Below are 17414 nucleotides of genomic sequence, written 5' to 3'. Positions count from 1 at the left end.
ATATAATTAACAACTCCAACACAAAGCCGCAAAGATTAGATTTTTCAGGGCAATTTCGTTGCTTTTTGCAACCGGCAATCAGTTGCTTGCCTGCCAGAACCGGGACAATAAAAAAGGGAGCCTATATGGCTCCCTCTCGACAACACCGGACTGATTACTCGGCTGCAGCATCATCTTTCTTGTACTTGGCAGCAGTCTCTTTGATCAGAGCCTGCAGCTCGCCGGCCTGGAACATCTCGATCATGATGTCGCAGCCACCAATCAGCTCGCCCTCAACCCACAGTTGCGGGAAGGTCGGCCAGTTGGCAAATTTCGGCAATTCAGCGCGGATATCCGGGTTTTGCAGGATATCAACATATGCAAACGGCTCACCGCAGGACATCAGCGCCTGGGAGGCCTGGGCAGAGAAGCCACAGCTGGGTAGCTTGGGAGAGCCCTTCATGTAGATGATGATGGGATTGTCAGCCAGCTGCTGCTTGATCTTTTCGATAGTTTCCATAGATGCCTCACTAGAGCAATGATGGCGGCCATTCTACTGCAATCTGGCCCGATCACAACCGGACAAAGGGCAAGAACGGCACGAATCGCTGCCAGAATAGACAGATGATTGATCCTGATCATGGCGCCAATCAAGGGTTGTTAGCCCATCTTTGATACTGCTACAATCCCTTGGCTTTGGACTTTCCTGTCCCACCATTTTAAAAACAACTCTTTTCACATTGGAAAAGAGTACGCAATGTCTTGCAACCGTCGCGCTCGCACGGTCCAGCCAATGGAGAGTAGAAAATGGCATTCGAACTTCCCGCTCTGCCCTATGCAATCAATGCTCTGGAACCGCACATCTCCCAAGAGACCCTGGAATACCACCACGGCAAGCACCACAACACCTACGTGGTCAATCTGAACAATCTGGTGCCGGGTACCGAGTTTGAAGGCAAGTCTCTGGAAGAGATCATCAAGACCTCCACTGGTGGCGTCTTCAACAACGCAGCCCAGATCTGGAACCACACTTTCTACTGGCATTGCCTCTCCCCGAACGGCGGTGGCGAGCCGACTGGTGCACTGGCTGATGCCATCAACAAAGCATTCGGCTCCTTCGCCGAGTTCAAAGATGCCTTCACCAAGTCTGCCATCGGCAACTTCGGTTCAAGCTGGACCTGGCTGGTGAAGAAGGCTGACGGCTCTCTGGCCATCGTCAACACCTCCAATGCAGGCTGCCCGCTGACTGAAGCCGGTACCACCCCGCTGCTGACTGTTGACCTGTGGGAGCACGCCTACTACATCGACTTCCGCAACCTGCGTCCGAAGTACATGGAAACCTTCTGGGCTCTGGTTAACTGGGAATTCGTGGCCAAGAACCTGGCTGCCTGATAACGGCTCCTCTTCTTGCCAAAACGCCTCGCACCTGCGAGGCGTTTTTTATATCTGTGCGGTCGTTCCGCAGAGATGAAAAAGGCGCCATAAGGCGCCTTTTCTATGTCATGAGACAACCTATCTACTGGTCATCTATCTCGTCCATATACTGGTCGAGATTGGCATCATCAGACTGCTCCTGCTTCGCCTCCTTGAGCTCGGCTTTCTTCCCCGTCACCTTGCTCTGGTTGTACTGCAGGTAGAAATCTTTGGTCAATGCATAAGGATCAAGCGAGTTGTCGATGATCCGTTCCTGATCGATCAGCTTGGAGCGGGAGCCCAGGCCATCGAGCGCCCAGTGCACCACTCGCAGTGGCAAGGTCAGCAGGGCATAGGGGAAGTAGATGGTATCGACCGTATCACCTACCAGCTTGCGGGTCGTGGTCGGCCCATAGACTGGCACCATCAGGTAGGCACCTTCGCCAATATCCGCCTTGCCCAGTACGGTATCCATCTCCAGCTTGTCGCGCTCAAGACCGGCATGTTTGGCAACGTCGAAGATGCCCAGCAGACCGACCGTGGTGTTGAGGGTAAAGCGGCCCAGGTTGACCCCCGCCCCCTTCAAATCACCGGTGATAAGGTGGTTGACCATGCTGCTCGGTTCGTTGAAGTTCTCCACCAGATTTTCGATGCCATCCTTCATCCCCTGCGGTACGTAACGGGCATAGCCGTGTACCACGGGCCGGGCGACATAGGGCTCCAGCACATCGTAGTTAACTGCCCACATGGCCCGGTTTGGCCCCTGGAAGGGGTCACGAGGATCTGCTGCCGTACTGGTAGCTCCCGGATGATTCATTCCAGGATTGAGATCAAGGCTCTCTGGCCCCTGTTTGGGTGGGCCACCGGCGCAGCCAGCCAGCAACAGGGCTGACAGCAAGGCCCCTGCACGAAGATACATATGGAAGTCCCGACGTTTTATTTTGATTTATCAGAAGTATAGATAACCCGGCCGCCCTCCGGTGGCCGGGTTATCAAAGGACATATTAGAGGGCGTGATCGATACGGATGTCAATCGGAGCGCTTGGAATATCTGCGCTCTTGATCGGTGCAGATACCCCTTCAAAGGCCCCCTCCTTGTTCATGACGTTGCCGCCACGGGAGAGCCGTGCCTTGAATTGCAGCTCGGGATAGGAAGCAAGCTTGCTCCCTTCCATCATGGCATCGTCATCACCCAGCGAGAGCGTCACAGGCAGAGTGGGCCCTGCAATACGCTTGACGGCAATCGGCATGGGCGGCCCGTTGGGCACCACGGCAAACACGAAGAGATAGGCATCTTCCGGCATCTGAATGCCCGCCGCCAGCGAGATATGGATCGGGAACTCCCCCTGCTTCACCTCAAGCTGTGCATTCTGACTATCCCGAGCATCCACTGCGCCAGAAGGCGTCACCGCCATACCACGTTGCTTGAGCTGCGCCCTGGCATAATCCATGGAACGCTCAACCATCACATAACGGGGAGAGCCCTTCTCCATCAGCGGCAACATCGCCTGCCAGCGATCAAGGGCGGTCTGGAAGTCCTCTTTTTGCAGTGCCATAAAGGCGTAGACAGAGCGCGCCTCGATGTTGCCCGGCTCCTGAGCGATGGCAGCCTGCAACAAGGCATCGGCTTGTGCCTCATCCCCCGTCATCATCAGCGCCTGGGCGTAGGGAACAGCTACCAGCGATTTTTGCGGGGCCAGCTTGTAAGCTCGCTCCAGCGCGTCGTTGGCCATCTCGGGATCGTTGCCATCCAGCGCCAAGCGCCCCAACAGCAGCCAGCCACGGTAGTCGTTCGGTTCATCCTTGAGGCGGGTGCGCAACCCCAATGTGAAGTCGAGCAGATCCTGTTCGGTCACCTTGGCATCGCGCTCCACCAGAATGCGGTTGCTCAGCTCGCCAAGACGGCTGTTGGCATCCTGCCAGCGGCTCACCTCTTGCCAGCTGCCCAGCTTGAAGTAGAGGCCCAGACTCACCACCACCAGCACCACCACACCCGGGATCCAGATCAGACTCTTGCCGCTGCGGGCGGTCTGCTCCACATCGGGAATGTCATCGAGCAGGCTGCGCTGCAACTCGATGAGCGAATCGGGCTCCTCGGCCAGCACCCCCTGTTCGCGCTCCTCGCCGATCTCCAGCAGACGCTGGCGATAGAGCTGCTTGTTGAGGGCCGAGCGGCTGATGCTCTGTTTGCCTTCACCACGCCACAACGGTACGACCAGCGCCAGACTCACCAATACCAGCAGGGCCGCAATCACAATCCAAAAAGCGGTCATTGTTTCTCTTCCTCTTTGAGCAGTTCGGCAAGCCGGCGCTGCTCCTCTTCGCTCAGGGAGCTATCCACGGGCTGGACTGCAGCCACAGGTCGCCGGCTGCGCATCACCACCACCCCCAGACCGATGACGATGACCAGCAGAGGGCCAAGCCAGAGGATCAGGGTGGATGCCATCAGCGGCGGGTTATAGAGGATAAAGTTGCCATAGCGGGCCACCATGTAATCCACTATCTCATCCTTGTCCTTGCCCTGACGCACCATCTGGTAGGTCTTGTCGCGCAGATCCTTGGCCAGCCCTGCATTGGAGTCGGCAATATCCTGGTTCTGACACTTGGGGCAACGCAGCTCCTTGGTCAGCTCGCGAAAGACCTGCTCCTGATTGTCGTTGTCGAAGGTATAAACATCGATGGCGGCCATGGCCGGCGCTTGTACCACCCATCCCAGCAACAACAGCAGGGAAGCAATTAACACTCTCATCAGCACGCCCCTCACTTCATGGCATCAAAAATGGGTTTGAGGGTCGATGCCCAGTTTTCGGGGTTGATATCCCCCACGTGGCGATAGCGGATGATCCCCTTGCTGTCGATAAAGAAGGTCTCAGGCGCACCGTATACCCCCAGATCCAGCCCCAGCATGCCGTCCGGATCATAGAGATTGATCTGGTAGGGATTGCCCAGCTCCGCCAGCCACTTGATCGCCTTGTTGCGCTCATCCTTGTAATTCATCCCGACGATGTAGATCCCCTGCCCCGCCAGCTCCTTGAGATAGGTGTGCTCGCCATAGCAGGTCGGGCACCAGGTAGCCCAGACGTTGAGCAGCATGGGACGGCCGGTCAGGATACTGCGATCGTGCTGTTTATTCAGATCGTAAATGTCCTGCAGGGTGAAGACAGGCACCTCTTTCCCCACCATCACGGATTCGAGTTTGGTGGGATCAGAGTACAGCCCCTTGAACAGAAAAACGGCACCCAGCAGAAAGACGACAAAGGGGATTAAAAACAGCCAGGTCTTGCGATTCATGCCTTGCTCTCCTCCTCACGACGGCCAAAACGGTAGCGCTTGTCCAGCATCGCCAGCACGCCGCCAATAGCCATGAACACGCCGCCAAACCAGATCCAGCGTACGAAAGGCTTGTAGTAAATCCTCACCGCCCAGGCACCGTTGTCGAGCTGTTCGCCAAGGGCTGCGTAAAGGTCACGAGTAATACCGGCATCGATGGCCGCCTCGGTCATCGGCATCCGGGTCACCTTGTACATCCGCTTCTCCGGCTTGAGCAGGGCAACCTGCTTGCCATCCTTGTGCACTTCCAGCACGCCTTTGAAACCGTCGTAGTTGGGGCCGTTCTTCTCCTTGATGCCGGTGAAGACAAACTCGTAATCGGCAAAATGGATCCGATCCCCCGCCTGCATCCGCAAATCTTTCTCGATGCTGTAGTTTTGGGTACAGGCGATACCGATGATGCTGACTGCCAGCCCCACGTGGCCCAGGATCATGGCCCAGTGGCTATTGCCAAGCTTGCGAACCCCGATGGCAAAGCTGTGCTTGTGGGTAGCGCGCGCCCAGGTCTCCTGCGCACTGGTGACGATGATCCAGGCGCCAAGACCGATCCCCAATGCCGCCCACGGCTTGAATGTCTCGGCAAGGGTCAGCGGCAGCAGGAAGGCCGCCGCCAGACTCAGGAGCAGCGCAATCACGACCTTGCTCTTGAGCTCGCCCAGATCCTGGCGGCGCCAGCGAAACAGCGGGCCAATCCCCAGCAGCAGGGCGAACGGAATGATGAGCCAGCTGTAGATGTGGTTGAAGAAGGGAGTACCGATGGAGATGCTGCCCAGACCCAGCTCCTTGTGAACCAGCGGCAGCAGGGTGCCAAGCAGCACGGTCAACAGACCCGCCACCAGCATGATGTTGTTGGCCAGCAGCAGGGTTTCACGGCTCCACAGCTCATGCTTGCCGTGGCTCTTCACCTGCGAGCCCTTGAAGGCAAACAGCAGCAAGGATGAGCCGATTACCGCCAGCAGGAAGCCCAGAATGAACAAACCGCGGGTCGGGTCGGAGGCAAACGCGTGCACCGAGACCAGCACGCCGGAACGCACCAGGAAGGTGCCGAGCAGGCTCAGGGAGAAAGCCGAGAGCGCCAGCAGCACGGTCCAGGCCTTGAAGGTGGCACGCTTTTCACTCACCGCCAGCGAGTGCAGCAGGGCGGTACCCGCCAGCCAGGGCATAAAGGAGGCGTTTTCTACCGGATCCCAGAACCACCAGCCACCCCAACCGAGCTCATAATAGGCCCACCAGGAGCCTAGCACGATCCCCAGCGTCAGGAATACCCAGGCGGCCATGGTCCATGGACGGGACCAGCGTGCCCAGGTCGCATCGAGGCGACCGGTCATCAGGGACGCGATGGCAAAAGCAAAGGCGACCGAGAAGCCCACATACCCCATGTAGAGCATCGGCGGGTGGAAGATGAGACCCGGATCCTGCAACAACGGGTTGAGGTCGCGGCCATCTACCGGGAAGTAGGGCAAGGTGCGGATAAAGGGGTCGGAAGTAAACAGCACGAAGGCGGTAAAACCGACCGAGATGAGGCCCAGTACGCCGAGTACCCGCGCTACTGCGTCGAGTGGCAGACGGCGGCTGAACATGGCGACGGCCGCAGTCCAGCCCCCCAAGGTCAGCACCCACAGTAGCAGAGAGCCCTCATGGGCCCCCCATACTGCAGAGATACGATAAGCGAGTGGCAACAGGCTGTTGGAGTTGGTGGCCACATACTGCACGGTGAAGTCGTTATCGATAAATGCCCAGGTCAGGCAGAGGAACGACAGCAGCAACAGCAGGAACTGGGCATAAGCGAGCGGACGGGCCGCCGACATCATGCCAAGGCGCCCCCAGCTGGCGCCAAGCAGCGGGTAGCTGCCCAGCAATATAGCGGTGGCAAAGGCCAGGATCAGTGCGAACTGTCCTAATTCCGGGATCATTGCTTACTCCCCTTCAACTGCGCCTCGGTATATTGCGGCTTGAAGTGCATGCCGTTGGTGGCATCGGCCACTTCAGGCGGCATGTATTTTTCATCGTGTTTGGCCAGCACTTCGAAGGCCTCGACTGTAGTGGCATCTTTCAGGGTGCCTTGTGCCACTATGCCCTGCCCTTCGCGGAACAGATCCGGCAGGATGCCGTCATACTCCACCGTCACCAGATGACCGCCGTTATCCACCAGCTTGAAGGCTACCTTGAGGCTTTGTGGATCCCGTTGAACCGAGCCGGGCACAACCAGCCCACCGATGCGCAAACGCTGTCCCTCTTCCGGCTTGATCTTGTCCGGCCCTTTCCCTTCCACCAACTCGCTCGGCGTGTAGAAGAGATCGATGTTCTGACTCAGGGCATAGAGCACCAGCCCACATACGGTCGCGAGCCCCAGCGTGATGGCCAGGATAATGGTGAGGCGTTTTTTACGTCTCGGATTCATAGGGTGTTCTCCATCTGCTGGGCCGCCTTGCGGCGAGCCTCGCGTGCCTGCTTGCTGCGCAATTCGCCCAGCAGGCTGCGGGTTTTCATACGGGTGGAAATGACGATACCGATAAGGCAGACCAGAGTCAGGCCAAAGGAGAGCCAGACATAGAAGGCGTATCCGCCCATCGCCAGGAAGTCACTGAAAGAGGCAAAGTGCATGCTTACTTCTCCTGCTCGGCTATCTCTTTGACCCAGGGGCGGTGCCACTCCCGCATCAAGAGCTCGTTTCTAAAGCGCATAATGGTCAACGCACCGAGGAAAGTGGCAAACGCCAGGATCATGACGAGCAGCGGCCACAGCATATCGGAAGAGATGGAGGGCTTGGCAAACTTGGTGATGGTTGCCCCCTGATGCAGGGTGTTCCACCACTCCACCGAGTAGTGAATGATGGGCAGGTTGATCACCCCAACCAGCGCCAGAATGCCGGCCGCACGACCAGCCAGCACCTTGTCGCTAAAAGCGTTGTAGAGAGCAATGACGCCGAGGTAGAGGAACAGCAAAATCAGCTCGGAGGTGAGACGGGCATCCCAGACCCACCAGGTTCCCCACATGGGTTTACCCCAGGCCGCACCGGTAAAGAGAGCGATAAAGGTAAAAATGGCACCAACCGGAGCAATGGCTGCTACCGTCATGTCCGCCATCCGCAGCTGCCATACCAGCCCGATAAACGCAGCAATCGCCATGGTGGAGTAAGCCCCCATGGAGAGGATGGCAGCAGGGACGTGGATATAGATGATCCGGAAGGAGTCACCCTGCTGATAATCTGCAGGGGCAAAGGCCAGACCCCAGACAGAACCGATGATGAACGAAAGCAGACTAATCACCGCAAACCAGGGAAGCAGGGTACCTGCCAACTGATAGGCCCGCTCCGGTTTGGCGTAAGGGTGCAACCATTTCCACATAGCTCACAAAACCTTTTTGTTATTAATCATTTGGCGAGGCCTACCATACCGACCACAGGGCTGCATCAAATACCCCGAAAGCAATAAGCGGCGCTCTCCTTGATCCATCGCAACTTAATTTTTCCAACATTGCCCCATACGAGGCTTATTACTTTTGCGCCAACTCCGTCAGTTGAGGCTGACTCGCAAAGCGGCCGACACCGCCAGCGGGGTCAACGTCAATGCCCCCACCAGCATGGCCGCCAGAATGGCAAGCTGACCCCCGTAAGGCAGCCCCATCCCAGCCGCATCAATTGCCGAGGTCGCAAAAATCAGCACCGGTATATATAGCGGCAGGATCAGCAGACTGAGCAATACCCCCCCTTTGCGCAGGCCAACAGTCAGGGCTACGCCGATGGCACCGAGCAGGCTCAATACCGGCGTTCCCAGCGCCAGTGTCGCCACCACAGCCAGATAACTCTGCATATCGAGGGAGAGCAAAATTGCAATAAGCGGTGAGATGAGCAGCAGCGGCAAACCCGTCAGCAGCCAGTGAGCAACCACTTTGGCTAGCGCCAACAGGCCCAGAGGGTGAGGCATCAACATCATCTGCTCCAGAGAGCCATCGCTGAAGTCATCGCGAAACAGTCGCTCCAGCGACAACATGGCCGCCAGCAAAGCGGCAACCCAGATGATGCCGGGAGCGATACGAGCCAGCAGTTTCGGCTCGGGACCTATGCCCAGCGGAAATAGGGTAATAACAATCAGGAAAAACCAGAGCGGGTTGAGGATGTCGGAACGCTGGCGCAGAGCGATCAGCAGTTCACGTCGAATAAGGTGAAGGATAGCGCGCAGCATGATGTCACTCCTGCATCATGGGGGTCAGTGACAAGGTCTTGAGGCGTCCTTGCATCAGTGTGAGATCCTGATGGGTTGTGAGGATCACCATGCCACCCCGATCGGCATGGGCCAGGAAGAGCTGCTCCAGCACCTTGACCCCCTGTTTGTCGATAGCGGTGAAGGGCTCATCCAGGATCCAGAGCGAAGGCTTGTTGCAGAGCCATAAGCGGGCCAGTGCTACGCGTCGTTGCTGACCTGCTGAGAGCTGACCGGTGGGGTTATCCTCAAAACCGGCCAGACCAACTCGAGCCAAAATCTGCCACAAGTCGCTCTCAGTCTGCGCAGAATGGTGAAGTTGCTGATAAAAAGTCAGGTTTTCAAAGGGTGTCAGGGCTGCCTTTACCCCAGGCTGATGGCCCAGATAGAGCAGACTGGCGTGATACTCGTCACGGCAAGCGCGAATATTCTCCCCATTCCAGAGCACTTCACCAGAAAAGGGTTGTGAGAGGCCAGTCAGCAAACGCAACAGACTGGTTTTGCCAACCCCGTTGGGGCCTTCTATTTGCACCAGATCGCCGGGTGAAACTGTAAAGGAGAGATGTTCAAACAGAGTGCGATCTTCACGCACGCAGCTCAGATTGTTGACTTGAAGCAGCATGAGGATGTTATCAAATAGAATTAAGCGGCCTGCATCTTAACACAGTATTGGGATACGTCGTTTCATAGATGCAACAATTGGCGCAAGTCGCGATGGTGATCGCGAAAAGAGGTAAAGGGGGTGTCGATATGGCTCAGATCTGTTCCCGTCACTACATATAAAATAAAGGAAGGCATGAGCCTTCCTTCACTATCAAGAACGACCTTTTCGCAAGGATATCAAGAGTTCGGCTTCTGCCTTTGGCAACTCGCACTCGCTCATGACTTCATCCAGATCGGCACCCAGTTCAACCATCTTGGCAGCACGGCTGTAGAGCCTGCGCTCTGGATCCTGCATGGTCAGCTCTTGCTGGCGATCGTTGATCTGTTGCATCGCCCCCTCCACTGCTTGCAGGCGCTGCCCCATGCCAATGGCACCGGTATGCAGCTCCATCATCTGTTTGCGCAAGCTTTCAAGTTGCCCCTGCAAAGTGGTCACGTGCGCCTCGGACTCCTGCTTGCTGCGCTTGCTTCTTGACCAGACATAAAAAGCAAACGCCAGTGCAATCAGGGACACCACCAAGGCAACTATCTCAATGATCAAAACATCACCTTATTGTTAGAGAGAACCAATTTCGTCCCACTCTTCATCAGAGAGCAACTTGTTCAGGTCAACCAGGATCAATAGTTGACCATCGCGGTTGCTAACACCCTGGATGAACTTGGCGCTCTCTTCGGTACCCACTGCGGGAGCGGCATCGATCTCGGAGGAGCGCAGATAGACCACTTCAGCTACGCTGTCGACCATGATGCCAATCACCTGCTTCTCGGCTTCGATGATGACGATGCGGGAGTTTTCACTCACATCGCCGGAAGGCAGGCCAAAACGGGAACGGGTATCGATGACAGTCACCACATTACCACGCAAGTTGATGATCCCGAGTACATATTCGGGAGCACCCGGCACAGGCGCGATTTCGGTGTAGCGCAATACCTCCTGCACCTGCATCACGTTGATGCCATAGGTCTCATTTTCCAGTTGGAAGGTTACCCATTGCAGCACTTCATCTTCAGCCAGATTCTGTGCAATATTGCGCTTTTCTGTCATGTTTTTATTCCTTTTATGAAAACGTCTACTGCTAAAACTAGCAATAAAACAGCTCGATTGCAGAAGTTATCAGCGACCTTCTATGTTGACCCCACGCTCCAATAAAAGGAGCAATTCGCGAACATGCAACAGGGCACACATTTTTTCTTTAACCATGCCCGCGAGCCAAGGACGCTTGCCCTCTTGGTGGCGCCACTTGACCTGATCGCGGTGCAACAATTCAGTTCCTTTGAGGTGATGACACGCCAGTCCCCAAGGTGACTCTCCAAGCATAATCAGATATTTGTAAGGATCCATCTCCAAATGCTGCCCAGGCATCACCCACTGGGCTGTATCCACTACATTCATCTTTTGCTCGCGAGAAGTCATGATCCCCTTATACCAGCCTGGCTGACCAAAAAGAGAGGTCACCTCTCCCAGCTGATGAATCCCGCCAAGATCGGTCAAGGGCACAGCAAACGTCACGCCAGACACTTCAAAGAAGAGAGCCTGGAACTCCTTGCCCGTCTCGATATTTTCCCAACTGATGGGAGACTCTGTTCCTTCCGGTGCAACTTCTACCGCCGTCTCGGTTACTACCGTCGTAATCGGTTCTGCAATCTCAGGGCTCAATACCTCTGCGGGCCACTCAGGCTCTACTGGCGACAGTGACTCTTCAGCCACAATCTGCAGCGGCTCTGACACTGTTAGCTCATTGGTAAACGCATCATTCTCAAATTGCACCTGCCCCACTTGAGCCAGCAATTCACTCAGTTGGGTAAGACGCGGGTCACTCTCCATATAGGGAGGAGCAACTACCTCAGGCACACTTTGAGGTTGTCGCTGCAACTGCACTACTGGCGCAGCAGGAACTTCTTCGATTTCATCAAGCCCTGACGTGTCATCAAGGAGCAGCGAATGGAAATAATCATCCATTGCCCGAACTTGAATGGTATCTCTCATGCCGTCACCTCATGAGTCCGCTGCCGCTCAAGCGCGTCAAGATATTTGAGCAGAGTTTCGTAGGCATAAGTTCCACGACTCCCGGGTGAATAAATGGAGGGGGGAATATGCAGCAAACTGGCATCCCGGAATTTGGTATCGATAGGGATCACCGCGTTCCACACCGCATCACCGTACTGTTCCTTGATTGATTTCAGTGTCATCAACGATGCTCGGGTACGCTTGTCAAACATGGTCGGAATGACGGTAAAACGAAATTTATCCCGTTTTGAACGCTGCATGATTTCAAACGTCTTCATCATCCGCTCCAGCCCTTTCAGCGCCAAGAATTCGGTCTGAACAGGCACCAAGATGCGGTCACATGCAGCCAGAGCATTGACCATCATCACTCCCAATACTGGTGGACAGTCAATGAGCACGTAGTCGTACTGATCCTGAATACGCAGCAACGCGCGTTTAAGCACCAGCCCCATCCCTTCCCGGTTCCCCATGACACGATCGAGCGTTGCCAGCGTGATAGATGCGGGCAGTAGATTGATATTGTCGAACTTGGTTTTGAGCGTCAGTTTATTGACAAGCTCGGTGGTCGGCTTGACTGCTTGAAAAAGCTCATAGAGCGTGCCATCAAGACGATCCGAATCGTAATCGAGATAAGCGGTCAACGAGGCATGCGGATCCGTATCAATCAGCAGCACCCGTTGGCCACGCTGAGCCAGGATCCCGGCAAGAGAGACCACTGTGGTGGTTTTACCGACACCGCCTTTCTGGTTGGCAACCGTCCAAACAATCACTGTATCAATCCTGCCTTGTTGTTATACGCATGCCACCACCGGGTAGCGAGATCACCTTGACCTCACCAGCATCCGCCGCTTTTTGCACTTCCGGCACAACCTCTGTGGCTGCCGGAGTTTTGACTACAGGTCTTGCAGGTACCCAGGCAAACTTGGAGATAGCGACCACGACTTTACGGTTCTGTAGCCGCCCCTCTTCGCTACCATTGTCTGCAAAAGGAGAAAACTCACCATATGCCTCGAATGCCAAGCGCTGAGGTGCGATACCGTTGGCAATCAGACCGTTTAATACCGCCTCAGCCCGAGCCGCAGACAGAGCCCAGTTTGAGCGATAAATTTCATTATTTATCTGTTGGTTATCGGTATAACCTCTGACTCTTACATAGTTATCGACCGGTTTGAGAATACTTGAAAGAGTATTGATAACCGGCGCTGCATTCGGCCCCATAAATGCACTTCCACTGCTAAATAACAGGCCGGAGCTCAACTCGATAGTCAGCCAGTTTTCATCTTGGGTCAGTTTGACTATCCCAGACTCAACCAATGATCCCATGCTTGCCTGCAGCTGTGTACCAAGCGTCGCAAGTGTTGTGCCATTTTGCAAAATAGGGACACCGGAAATAGGTGCAAGGGAGGGAGCCGGTCCGCTTGTGCCATCAAGTATTGAAGGTGCGGAAGAGGCCGAATTTTCCAATAGCGAATTGCCTTGACCATCCAGCAAACCGTCACTGCGCGGCTGAATAACACTGAAAGCCTGACTCATACCGTCAATGACTGCACGATACTTGTCCTTGTTAACCAAGGCTACGGAATAGAGCACCACAAACAGGGCAAAGATGAGAGTCATGTAATCGGCGTAGGAGACCAGCCAGCGATCCAGATGCTCACGCCCTTGCAAGTGCAACCGATAACGCTTACGCATGGCTACTCTCCCTTCAGATATGCCTTGAGCCGCCGTTCTACCTGCAGACCATTTTCACCATGGGCAATAGCAATGAGCCCCTCCAGCGTCATCTCCTGGAAAAGCGCAGAATGGTAATGGAAAGCCCTTAACCGATTAGCAACAGGCAGATAAATCAGGTTGGCAAACCCCACTCCATAAATGGTTGCAACAAAGGCTACCGCAATTCCCGCGCCCAGTGCTGCAGGGTCTTCGAGATGGAACATAGCCTGGATGAGCCCCATCACGGCGCCAATGATCCCGATGGTTGGGCTATAGCCCCCCATGGATTCAAATACCCTGGCCGCATGTTCATTGCGCTCTTGCTCGATATCGATATCCGCCTCCAGCAACATGCGAATATCCTCTGTCGACACACCATCGACAATCATGTTCAACCCTTGGCGGGTAAATTCATCTTCCTCTTGCTCCGCCTGATCTTCCAAAGCCAGCAGCCCTTGTTGCCGGGCAAATACAGCCCAAGATTGCAAACGCTCAGCCTGAAGTACCAGTTCTTGACGTGGGGGAACAAAAATCCAGAGGGCTTGTCTGAGCGCAAGCAAGATATATCTGGCGGGAGTCTGCAGAGTAACGGCACCGAAGGTGCCGCCCAATACGATCAGAAAAGCGGGGCCATCAACCAGAGTTAGCAGGGAACCACCATGCCACAATTGGGCAATGGCAATGGCCCCCAAAGCCAGGAGCAGGCCAAACAAGCCCATGATCAGCGCCCCAACTCAACCAGGATACGCTGTGCCACTTTGTCCAAAGGAAGTGATTCACTGGCAATGCCAGCCTTGACAACCGCCTGAGGCATCCCATATACCACACAGGATGCTTCATCCTGAGCCCAGATAGTGGATCCTTGCTCTTTCAGCAACTTGGCACCATCGCGACCATCAGCCCCCATGCCCGTCAAAACAATAGCAAGCACCTTGTCCGCGTAGGTTTTCGCAGCAGAAGCAAAAGTAATGTCAACACAAGGCTTGTAGTTAACTTTATCATTGCCATCGATTATCCGGATACGAGCACCAACGCCACGCCCTTCAAGCAACATCTGTTTACCACCTGGCGCCAAATAGGCATGACCAGGTTTGAGCACGTCACCATCCTCAGCTTCCTTGACACCGATCTGGCACAAGCCATTGAGGCGAGCTGCAAATGCTGCTGTAAAAGTCGCCGGCATATGCTGGATGAGCAAAATAGGGTGAGGAAAATCACCAGGCAGCTTGGTCAACACATTTTGTAATGCAACCGGCCCCCCGGTTGATGTACCAATAGCAACCAGTTGATAAGTTTTACCACTGCGCTTGAATGCCGGAGCTGTTGTCATGCGCGGTGTTTCTGGAACACGCTCAGCTGTGCGCGATGCAGCAGAAGAACTCAGTGGCGCTCTGGTCATCGGCTCAGGAGCTTTAGGACGAGCAGAGCTCATCAAAAAGCGCTTGCGGGAGATCTCCTTTACCCGCTGCTGCAGTAATCTGACCGCTTCATCTTTGTCTCTGGCGATGTCTTCAAACTTTTTAGGTAAGAAATCGAGGGCCCCTGCATCCAGTGCATCCAGAGTCGCCTTTGCTCCTTCATGGGTCAAAGAGGAGAACATTAAAATAGGTGTTGGGCATTTGGCCATGATCTCGCGCACAGCGCTGATGCCGTCGAGCACGGGCATTTCAATGTCCATAGTGATCACATCAGGGCGCAGTGAAATCGCCTTGTCCACGGCCTCACGTCCGTTTTGAGCGGTATCAATCACTGTCAGCATGGGATCCTGACTAATGATTTCACTTACCCGACGGCGGAAGAAACTCGAATCGTCGACAACTAATACCTTGACTGCCATTGTTATTTTTCTAACTCCTTGGGCCTGAGCTATTAATGTCTACGCGCATATGCTTTGAGCAGACTCGGCACATCCAAAATCAGGGCTATTCCACCATCACTGGTAATTGTTGCCCCCGCCATACCTGGCGTTCCTTGCAGCAAGCTATCAAGTGGCTTGATAACCACCTCTTCCTGGCCAATCAGGCTATCAACAACAAAACCAATTTGCTGTGTCCCAATCTGCACAATAACCACATGACCTGTATCTTGACGGGAGCGTTTGTTGGGACCACGCACCAGCCATTTATGCAGATAAAAGAGCGGAATTGCCTTCTCACGAACAATGATGGTGAGCTGACCATCCACCATATTGGCCTTTTTCAGATCCAGATGGAAAATCTCATTCACGCAGCCAAGCGGCAGAGCAAAAGTTTGCTCCCCCACCTCTACCATCAGGGTCGGCAAAATAGCCAGCGTCAAGGGCACCTTGATTTCAAGACGCGTCCCTTTACCCCATGTCGAATCAATGTGTACTGAGCCATTGAGCCCGACAATGCTAGTCTTCACCACATCCATACCGACACCGCGGCCAGATATATCCGAAATCTCTGACTTGGTAGAGAAACCCGGAGCAAAAATCAGGTTGTAGGCATCATTGTCACTCATGCGAGCAGCAGTATCTGCATCCAGTACACCACGGCTGATTGCTATAGACTTGAGTTTTTCTGGATCCATACCTGCACCATCATCTTCGATACAGAGCAGGATATGGTCACCTTGCTGAGAAGCACTCAGGGTGATGGTTCCCTGACGTGGTTTACCCGCTTTTTCACGGATCTCGGGCAACTCAACCCCATGGTCACAGGAGTTACGAACCAAGTGAACAAGGGGGTCAGCCAATGCTTCAACCAAGTTTTTATCAAGATCGGTCTCTTCACCGACCATGACCAATTCGATTTCTTTTTTGAGAGTACGAGCCAAATCACGAACAACGCGCGGGAATCGACCAAAAACCTTCTTGATTGGTTGCATTCGGGTCTTCATGACCGCACCTTGCAGATCAGCAGTCACAACATCCAGGTTGGCAACAGCCTTCGACATCTCTTCATCGTTGCTGGCAATACCAAGACTAACCAAGCGGTTACGCACCAATACCAACTCGCCCACCATATTCATTATCACGTCGAGCGTCTTGGTATCCACCCTCACCGTTGTATCGCTTTGTACGGCACTGTTTTCCGCAGGGGCAGGAGCAGAAGCCTTGGCTGCTGGTGCAGGAGCCTTGGCTGGTGATTCTGCAGGTTTTGCTGAGGCACTGGTCACGGGCTTGGCTGCAGGAGTAGGCACTGCAGGTTTGGACTGAGCTGGCACCGCGGCAGGTGCGGCAGGTGCGGCAGGTGCGGCAGGTGCGGCAGGTGCAATTGTACTCTGTGGCCCTTGTCCGCGCCCATGAAGTTCATCAAGCAAGCGTTCAAACTCATCATCATCGATCAGCTCGTCTACTTCCTTCTGCACCGACTTAAGCGGATTAACTTCTGGTGCACCTATATGTTGTCCCTGGCCATGCAGCTGATCCAACAAGGCTTCGAACTCATCATCAGTAATGTCACCGGAATCTGTGGTCACAGATGTTGAAGCCGCTTTGGTTGGCGCTCCGCCAACACCATGCAGCTCATCCAGTAAACGTTCGAACTCGTCAGCAGAGATCTCGTCAATAGAGCCCCCGCCATTAACGGCTGATGGCTCAACGTTCTCTGCTGAAACCACCGCTTTTGGTACTTCAGGCTCAGCAACGAAAACGTCTACTTGAGGGGCCACTGGTTCGGGGTCGGCAACAATAACATCAGAGGCAGCACTGCTGGTTGCAGTCCTCAGTTGCTCTTCACCCTCAGGCTTGCACAGCTCATGAAGGTCGTGCAGGAGATCTTCTGACGCAGGACTTGGCGCTTCACGATTTTGCACTTGGGCAAACATGACGTTGATGGCGTCCAGAGCCTGCAAGATTACATCCATCAATTCTGCAGTCACTGTACGCTTGCCGTTGCGCAATATATCAAATACGTTCTCGGCACCGTGGCATACGTCAACCAGTTCGCCCAGCGACAAGAACCCAGCCCCACCTTTCACGGTATGAAAGCCGCGAAAAATCGCGTTCAGCAGGTTCTTGTCATCGGGCCGCTTTTCCAAGTCGACCAGTTGCTCAGACAACTGTTCCAATATTTCGGATGCTTCGACCAGAAAGTCTTGCAGTATGTCTTCATCAACTTCGAAGGCCATGCGTCACTCCA

20 protein-coding genes are annotated in these 17414 nt (G+C 54.6%); 1 reads left to right on the top strand and 19 read right to left on the bottom strand.

Annotation, left to right across the window (positions count from 1 at the left end):
- Positions 1–154: 154 nt before the first annotated feature.
- On the bottom strand, positions 155–499 hold the full coding sequence (locus AACS24_RS15180; RefSeq protein WP_005353650.1) for a Grx4 family monothiol glutaredoxin: 345 nt from the start codon (positions 497–499) through the stop codon (positions 155–157).
- Positions 500–786: 287 nt separating this feature from the next.
- On the opposite strand from AACS24_RS15180, the gene sodB reads away from it, so the two are divergent.
- Positions 787–1371 carry a superoxide dismutase [Fe] gene (sodB, locus tag AACS24_RS15175; protein ID WP_005331469.1) on the top strand — a complete coding sequence of 195 codons (585 nt, stop codon included), beginning with the start codon at positions 787–789 and terminating at the stop codon, positions 1369–1371.
- A 124-nt stretch (positions 1372–1495) separates the two neighbouring features.
- Here the strand turns inward: sodB and AACS24_RS15170 are convergent, their stop codons facing one another.
- The 18 genes from AACS24_RS15170 to AACS24_RS15085 form a co-directional block, all read right to left on the bottom strand.
- Entirely contained in the window at positions 1496–2311 is an 816-nt protein-coding gene (locus AACS24_RS15170) for an MlaA family lipoprotein (RefSeq protein ID WP_181364194.1), read from the bottom strand.
- Positions 2312–2396: 85 nt separating this feature from the next.
- A complete protein-coding gene (ccmI, locus tag AACS24_RS15165; RefSeq protein WP_108571176.1) occupies positions 2397–3665 on the bottom strand; it encodes a c-type cytochrome biogenesis protein CcmI in 1269 nt (422 codons plus the stop codon).
- Positions 3662–4141, bottom strand: a complete 480-nt coding sequence (locus AACS24_RS15160; RefSeq protein ID WP_108571231.1) for a cytochrome c-type biogenesis protein — start codon at positions 4139–4141, stop codon at positions 3662–3664. Before AACS24_RS15160 ends, ccmI begins: the two co-directional genes overlap by 4 nt.
- A gap of 11 nt (positions 4142–4152) precedes the next feature.
- Positions 4153–4683, bottom strand: coding sequence for a DsbE family thiol:disulfide interchange protein (locus AACS24_RS15155; RefSeq protein WP_041208898.1), 531 nt, complete (start codon positions 4681–4683; stop codon positions 4153–4155).
- Positions 4680–6635, bottom strand: a complete 1956-nt coding sequence (locus AACS24_RS15150) for a heme lyase CcmF/NrfE family subunit (RefSeq protein ID WP_108571175.1) — start codon at positions 6633–6635, stop codon at positions 4680–4682. The genes AACS24_RS15155 and AACS24_RS15150 overlap by 4 nt, the downstream gene beginning before the upstream one ends.
- Positions 6632–7123 (bottom strand): cytochrome c maturation protein CcmE, encoded by a 492-nt coding sequence (ccmE, locus tag AACS24_RS15145; protein ID WP_033114435.1) that lies wholly within the window; start codon positions 7121–7123, stop codon positions 6632–6634. Before ccmE ends, AACS24_RS15150 begins: the two co-directional genes overlap by 4 nt.
- Positions 7120–7326 carry a heme exporter protein CcmD gene (gene ccmD / locus AACS24_RS15140; protein ID WP_033114436.1) on the bottom strand — a complete coding sequence of 69 codons (207 nt, stop codon included), beginning with the start codon at positions 7324–7326 and terminating at the stop codon, positions 7120–7122. Before ccmD ends, ccmE begins: the two co-directional genes overlap by 4 nt.
- Positions 7327–7328: 2 nt before the next feature.
- Entirely contained in the window at positions 7329–8069 is a 741-nt protein-coding gene (locus AACS24_RS15135) for a heme ABC transporter permease (protein WP_108571174.1), read from the bottom strand.
- Between the two features lie 168 nt (positions 8070–8237).
- Positions 8238–8906, bottom strand: a complete 669-nt coding sequence (gene ccmB / locus AACS24_RS15130; protein WP_033114438.1) for a heme exporter protein CcmB — start codon at positions 8904–8906, stop codon at positions 8238–8240.
- Between the two features lie 4 nt (positions 8907–8910).
- Positions 8911–9546 (bottom strand): cytochrome c biogenesis heme-transporting ATPase CcmA, encoded by a 636-nt coding sequence (gene ccmA / locus AACS24_RS15125; protein ID WP_108571173.1) that lies wholly within the window; start codon positions 9544–9546, stop codon positions 8911–8913.
- A 192-nt stretch (positions 9547–9738) separates the two neighbouring features.
- Positions 9739–10125 (bottom strand): DUF2802 domain-containing protein, encoded by a 387-nt coding sequence (locus AACS24_RS15120; protein WP_108571230.1) that lies wholly within the window; start codon positions 10123–10125, stop codon positions 9739–9741.
- A gap of 18 nt (positions 10126–10143) precedes the next feature.
- Positions 10144–10632: a chemotaxis protein CheW gene (locus tag AACS24_RS15115; RefSeq protein ID WP_033114441.1), complete on the bottom strand. Its 489-nt coding sequence runs from the start codon at positions 10630–10632 to the stop codon at positions 10144–10146.
- Between the two features lie 69 nt (positions 10633–10701).
- Entirely contained in the window at positions 10702–11574 is an 873-nt protein-coding gene (locus tag AACS24_RS15110) for a chemotaxis protein CheW (protein ID WP_108571172.1), read from the bottom strand.
- A complete protein-coding gene (locus tag AACS24_RS15105) occupies positions 11571–12365 on the bottom strand; it encodes a ParA family protein (RefSeq protein ID WP_033114443.1) in 795 nt (264 codons plus the stop codon). The genes AACS24_RS15110 and AACS24_RS15105 overlap by 4 nt, the downstream gene beginning before the upstream one ends.
- Positions 12366–12369: 4 nt before the next feature.
- Entirely contained in the window at positions 12370–13287 is a 918-nt protein-coding gene (locus AACS24_RS15100; protein WP_108571171.1) for a flagellar motor protein MotB, read from the bottom strand.
- A 2-nt stretch (positions 13288–13289) separates the two neighbouring features.
- Positions 13290–14027, bottom strand: a complete 738-nt coding sequence (locus AACS24_RS15095) for a flagellar motor protein (RefSeq protein WP_181364193.1) — start codon at positions 14025–14027, stop codon at positions 13290–13292.
- Positions 14028–14029: 2 nt separating this feature from the next.
- Positions 14030–15145, bottom strand: a complete 1116-nt coding sequence (locus tag AACS24_RS15090; RefSeq protein ID WP_108571170.1) for a protein-glutamate methylesterase/protein-glutamine glutaminase — start codon at positions 15143–15145, stop codon at positions 14030–14032.
- 32 nt (positions 15146–15177) lie between these two features.
- Positions 15178–17403 (bottom strand): chemotaxis protein CheA, encoded by a 2226-nt coding sequence (locus tag AACS24_RS15085; RefSeq protein WP_108571169.1) that lies wholly within the window; start codon positions 17401–17403, stop codon positions 15178–15180.
- Positions 17404–17414: the final 11 nt, after the last annotated feature.

The organism is Aeromonas sp. HMWF016 (assembly GCF_963878195.1).
Lineage (GTDB): Bacteria > Pseudomonadota > Gammaproteobacteria > Enterobacterales > Aeromonadaceae > Aeromonas > Aeromonas lacus.
Note: the sequence above shows the minus strand (reverse complement) of the source record. Positions and strands in the feature narration are given on the sequence as shown.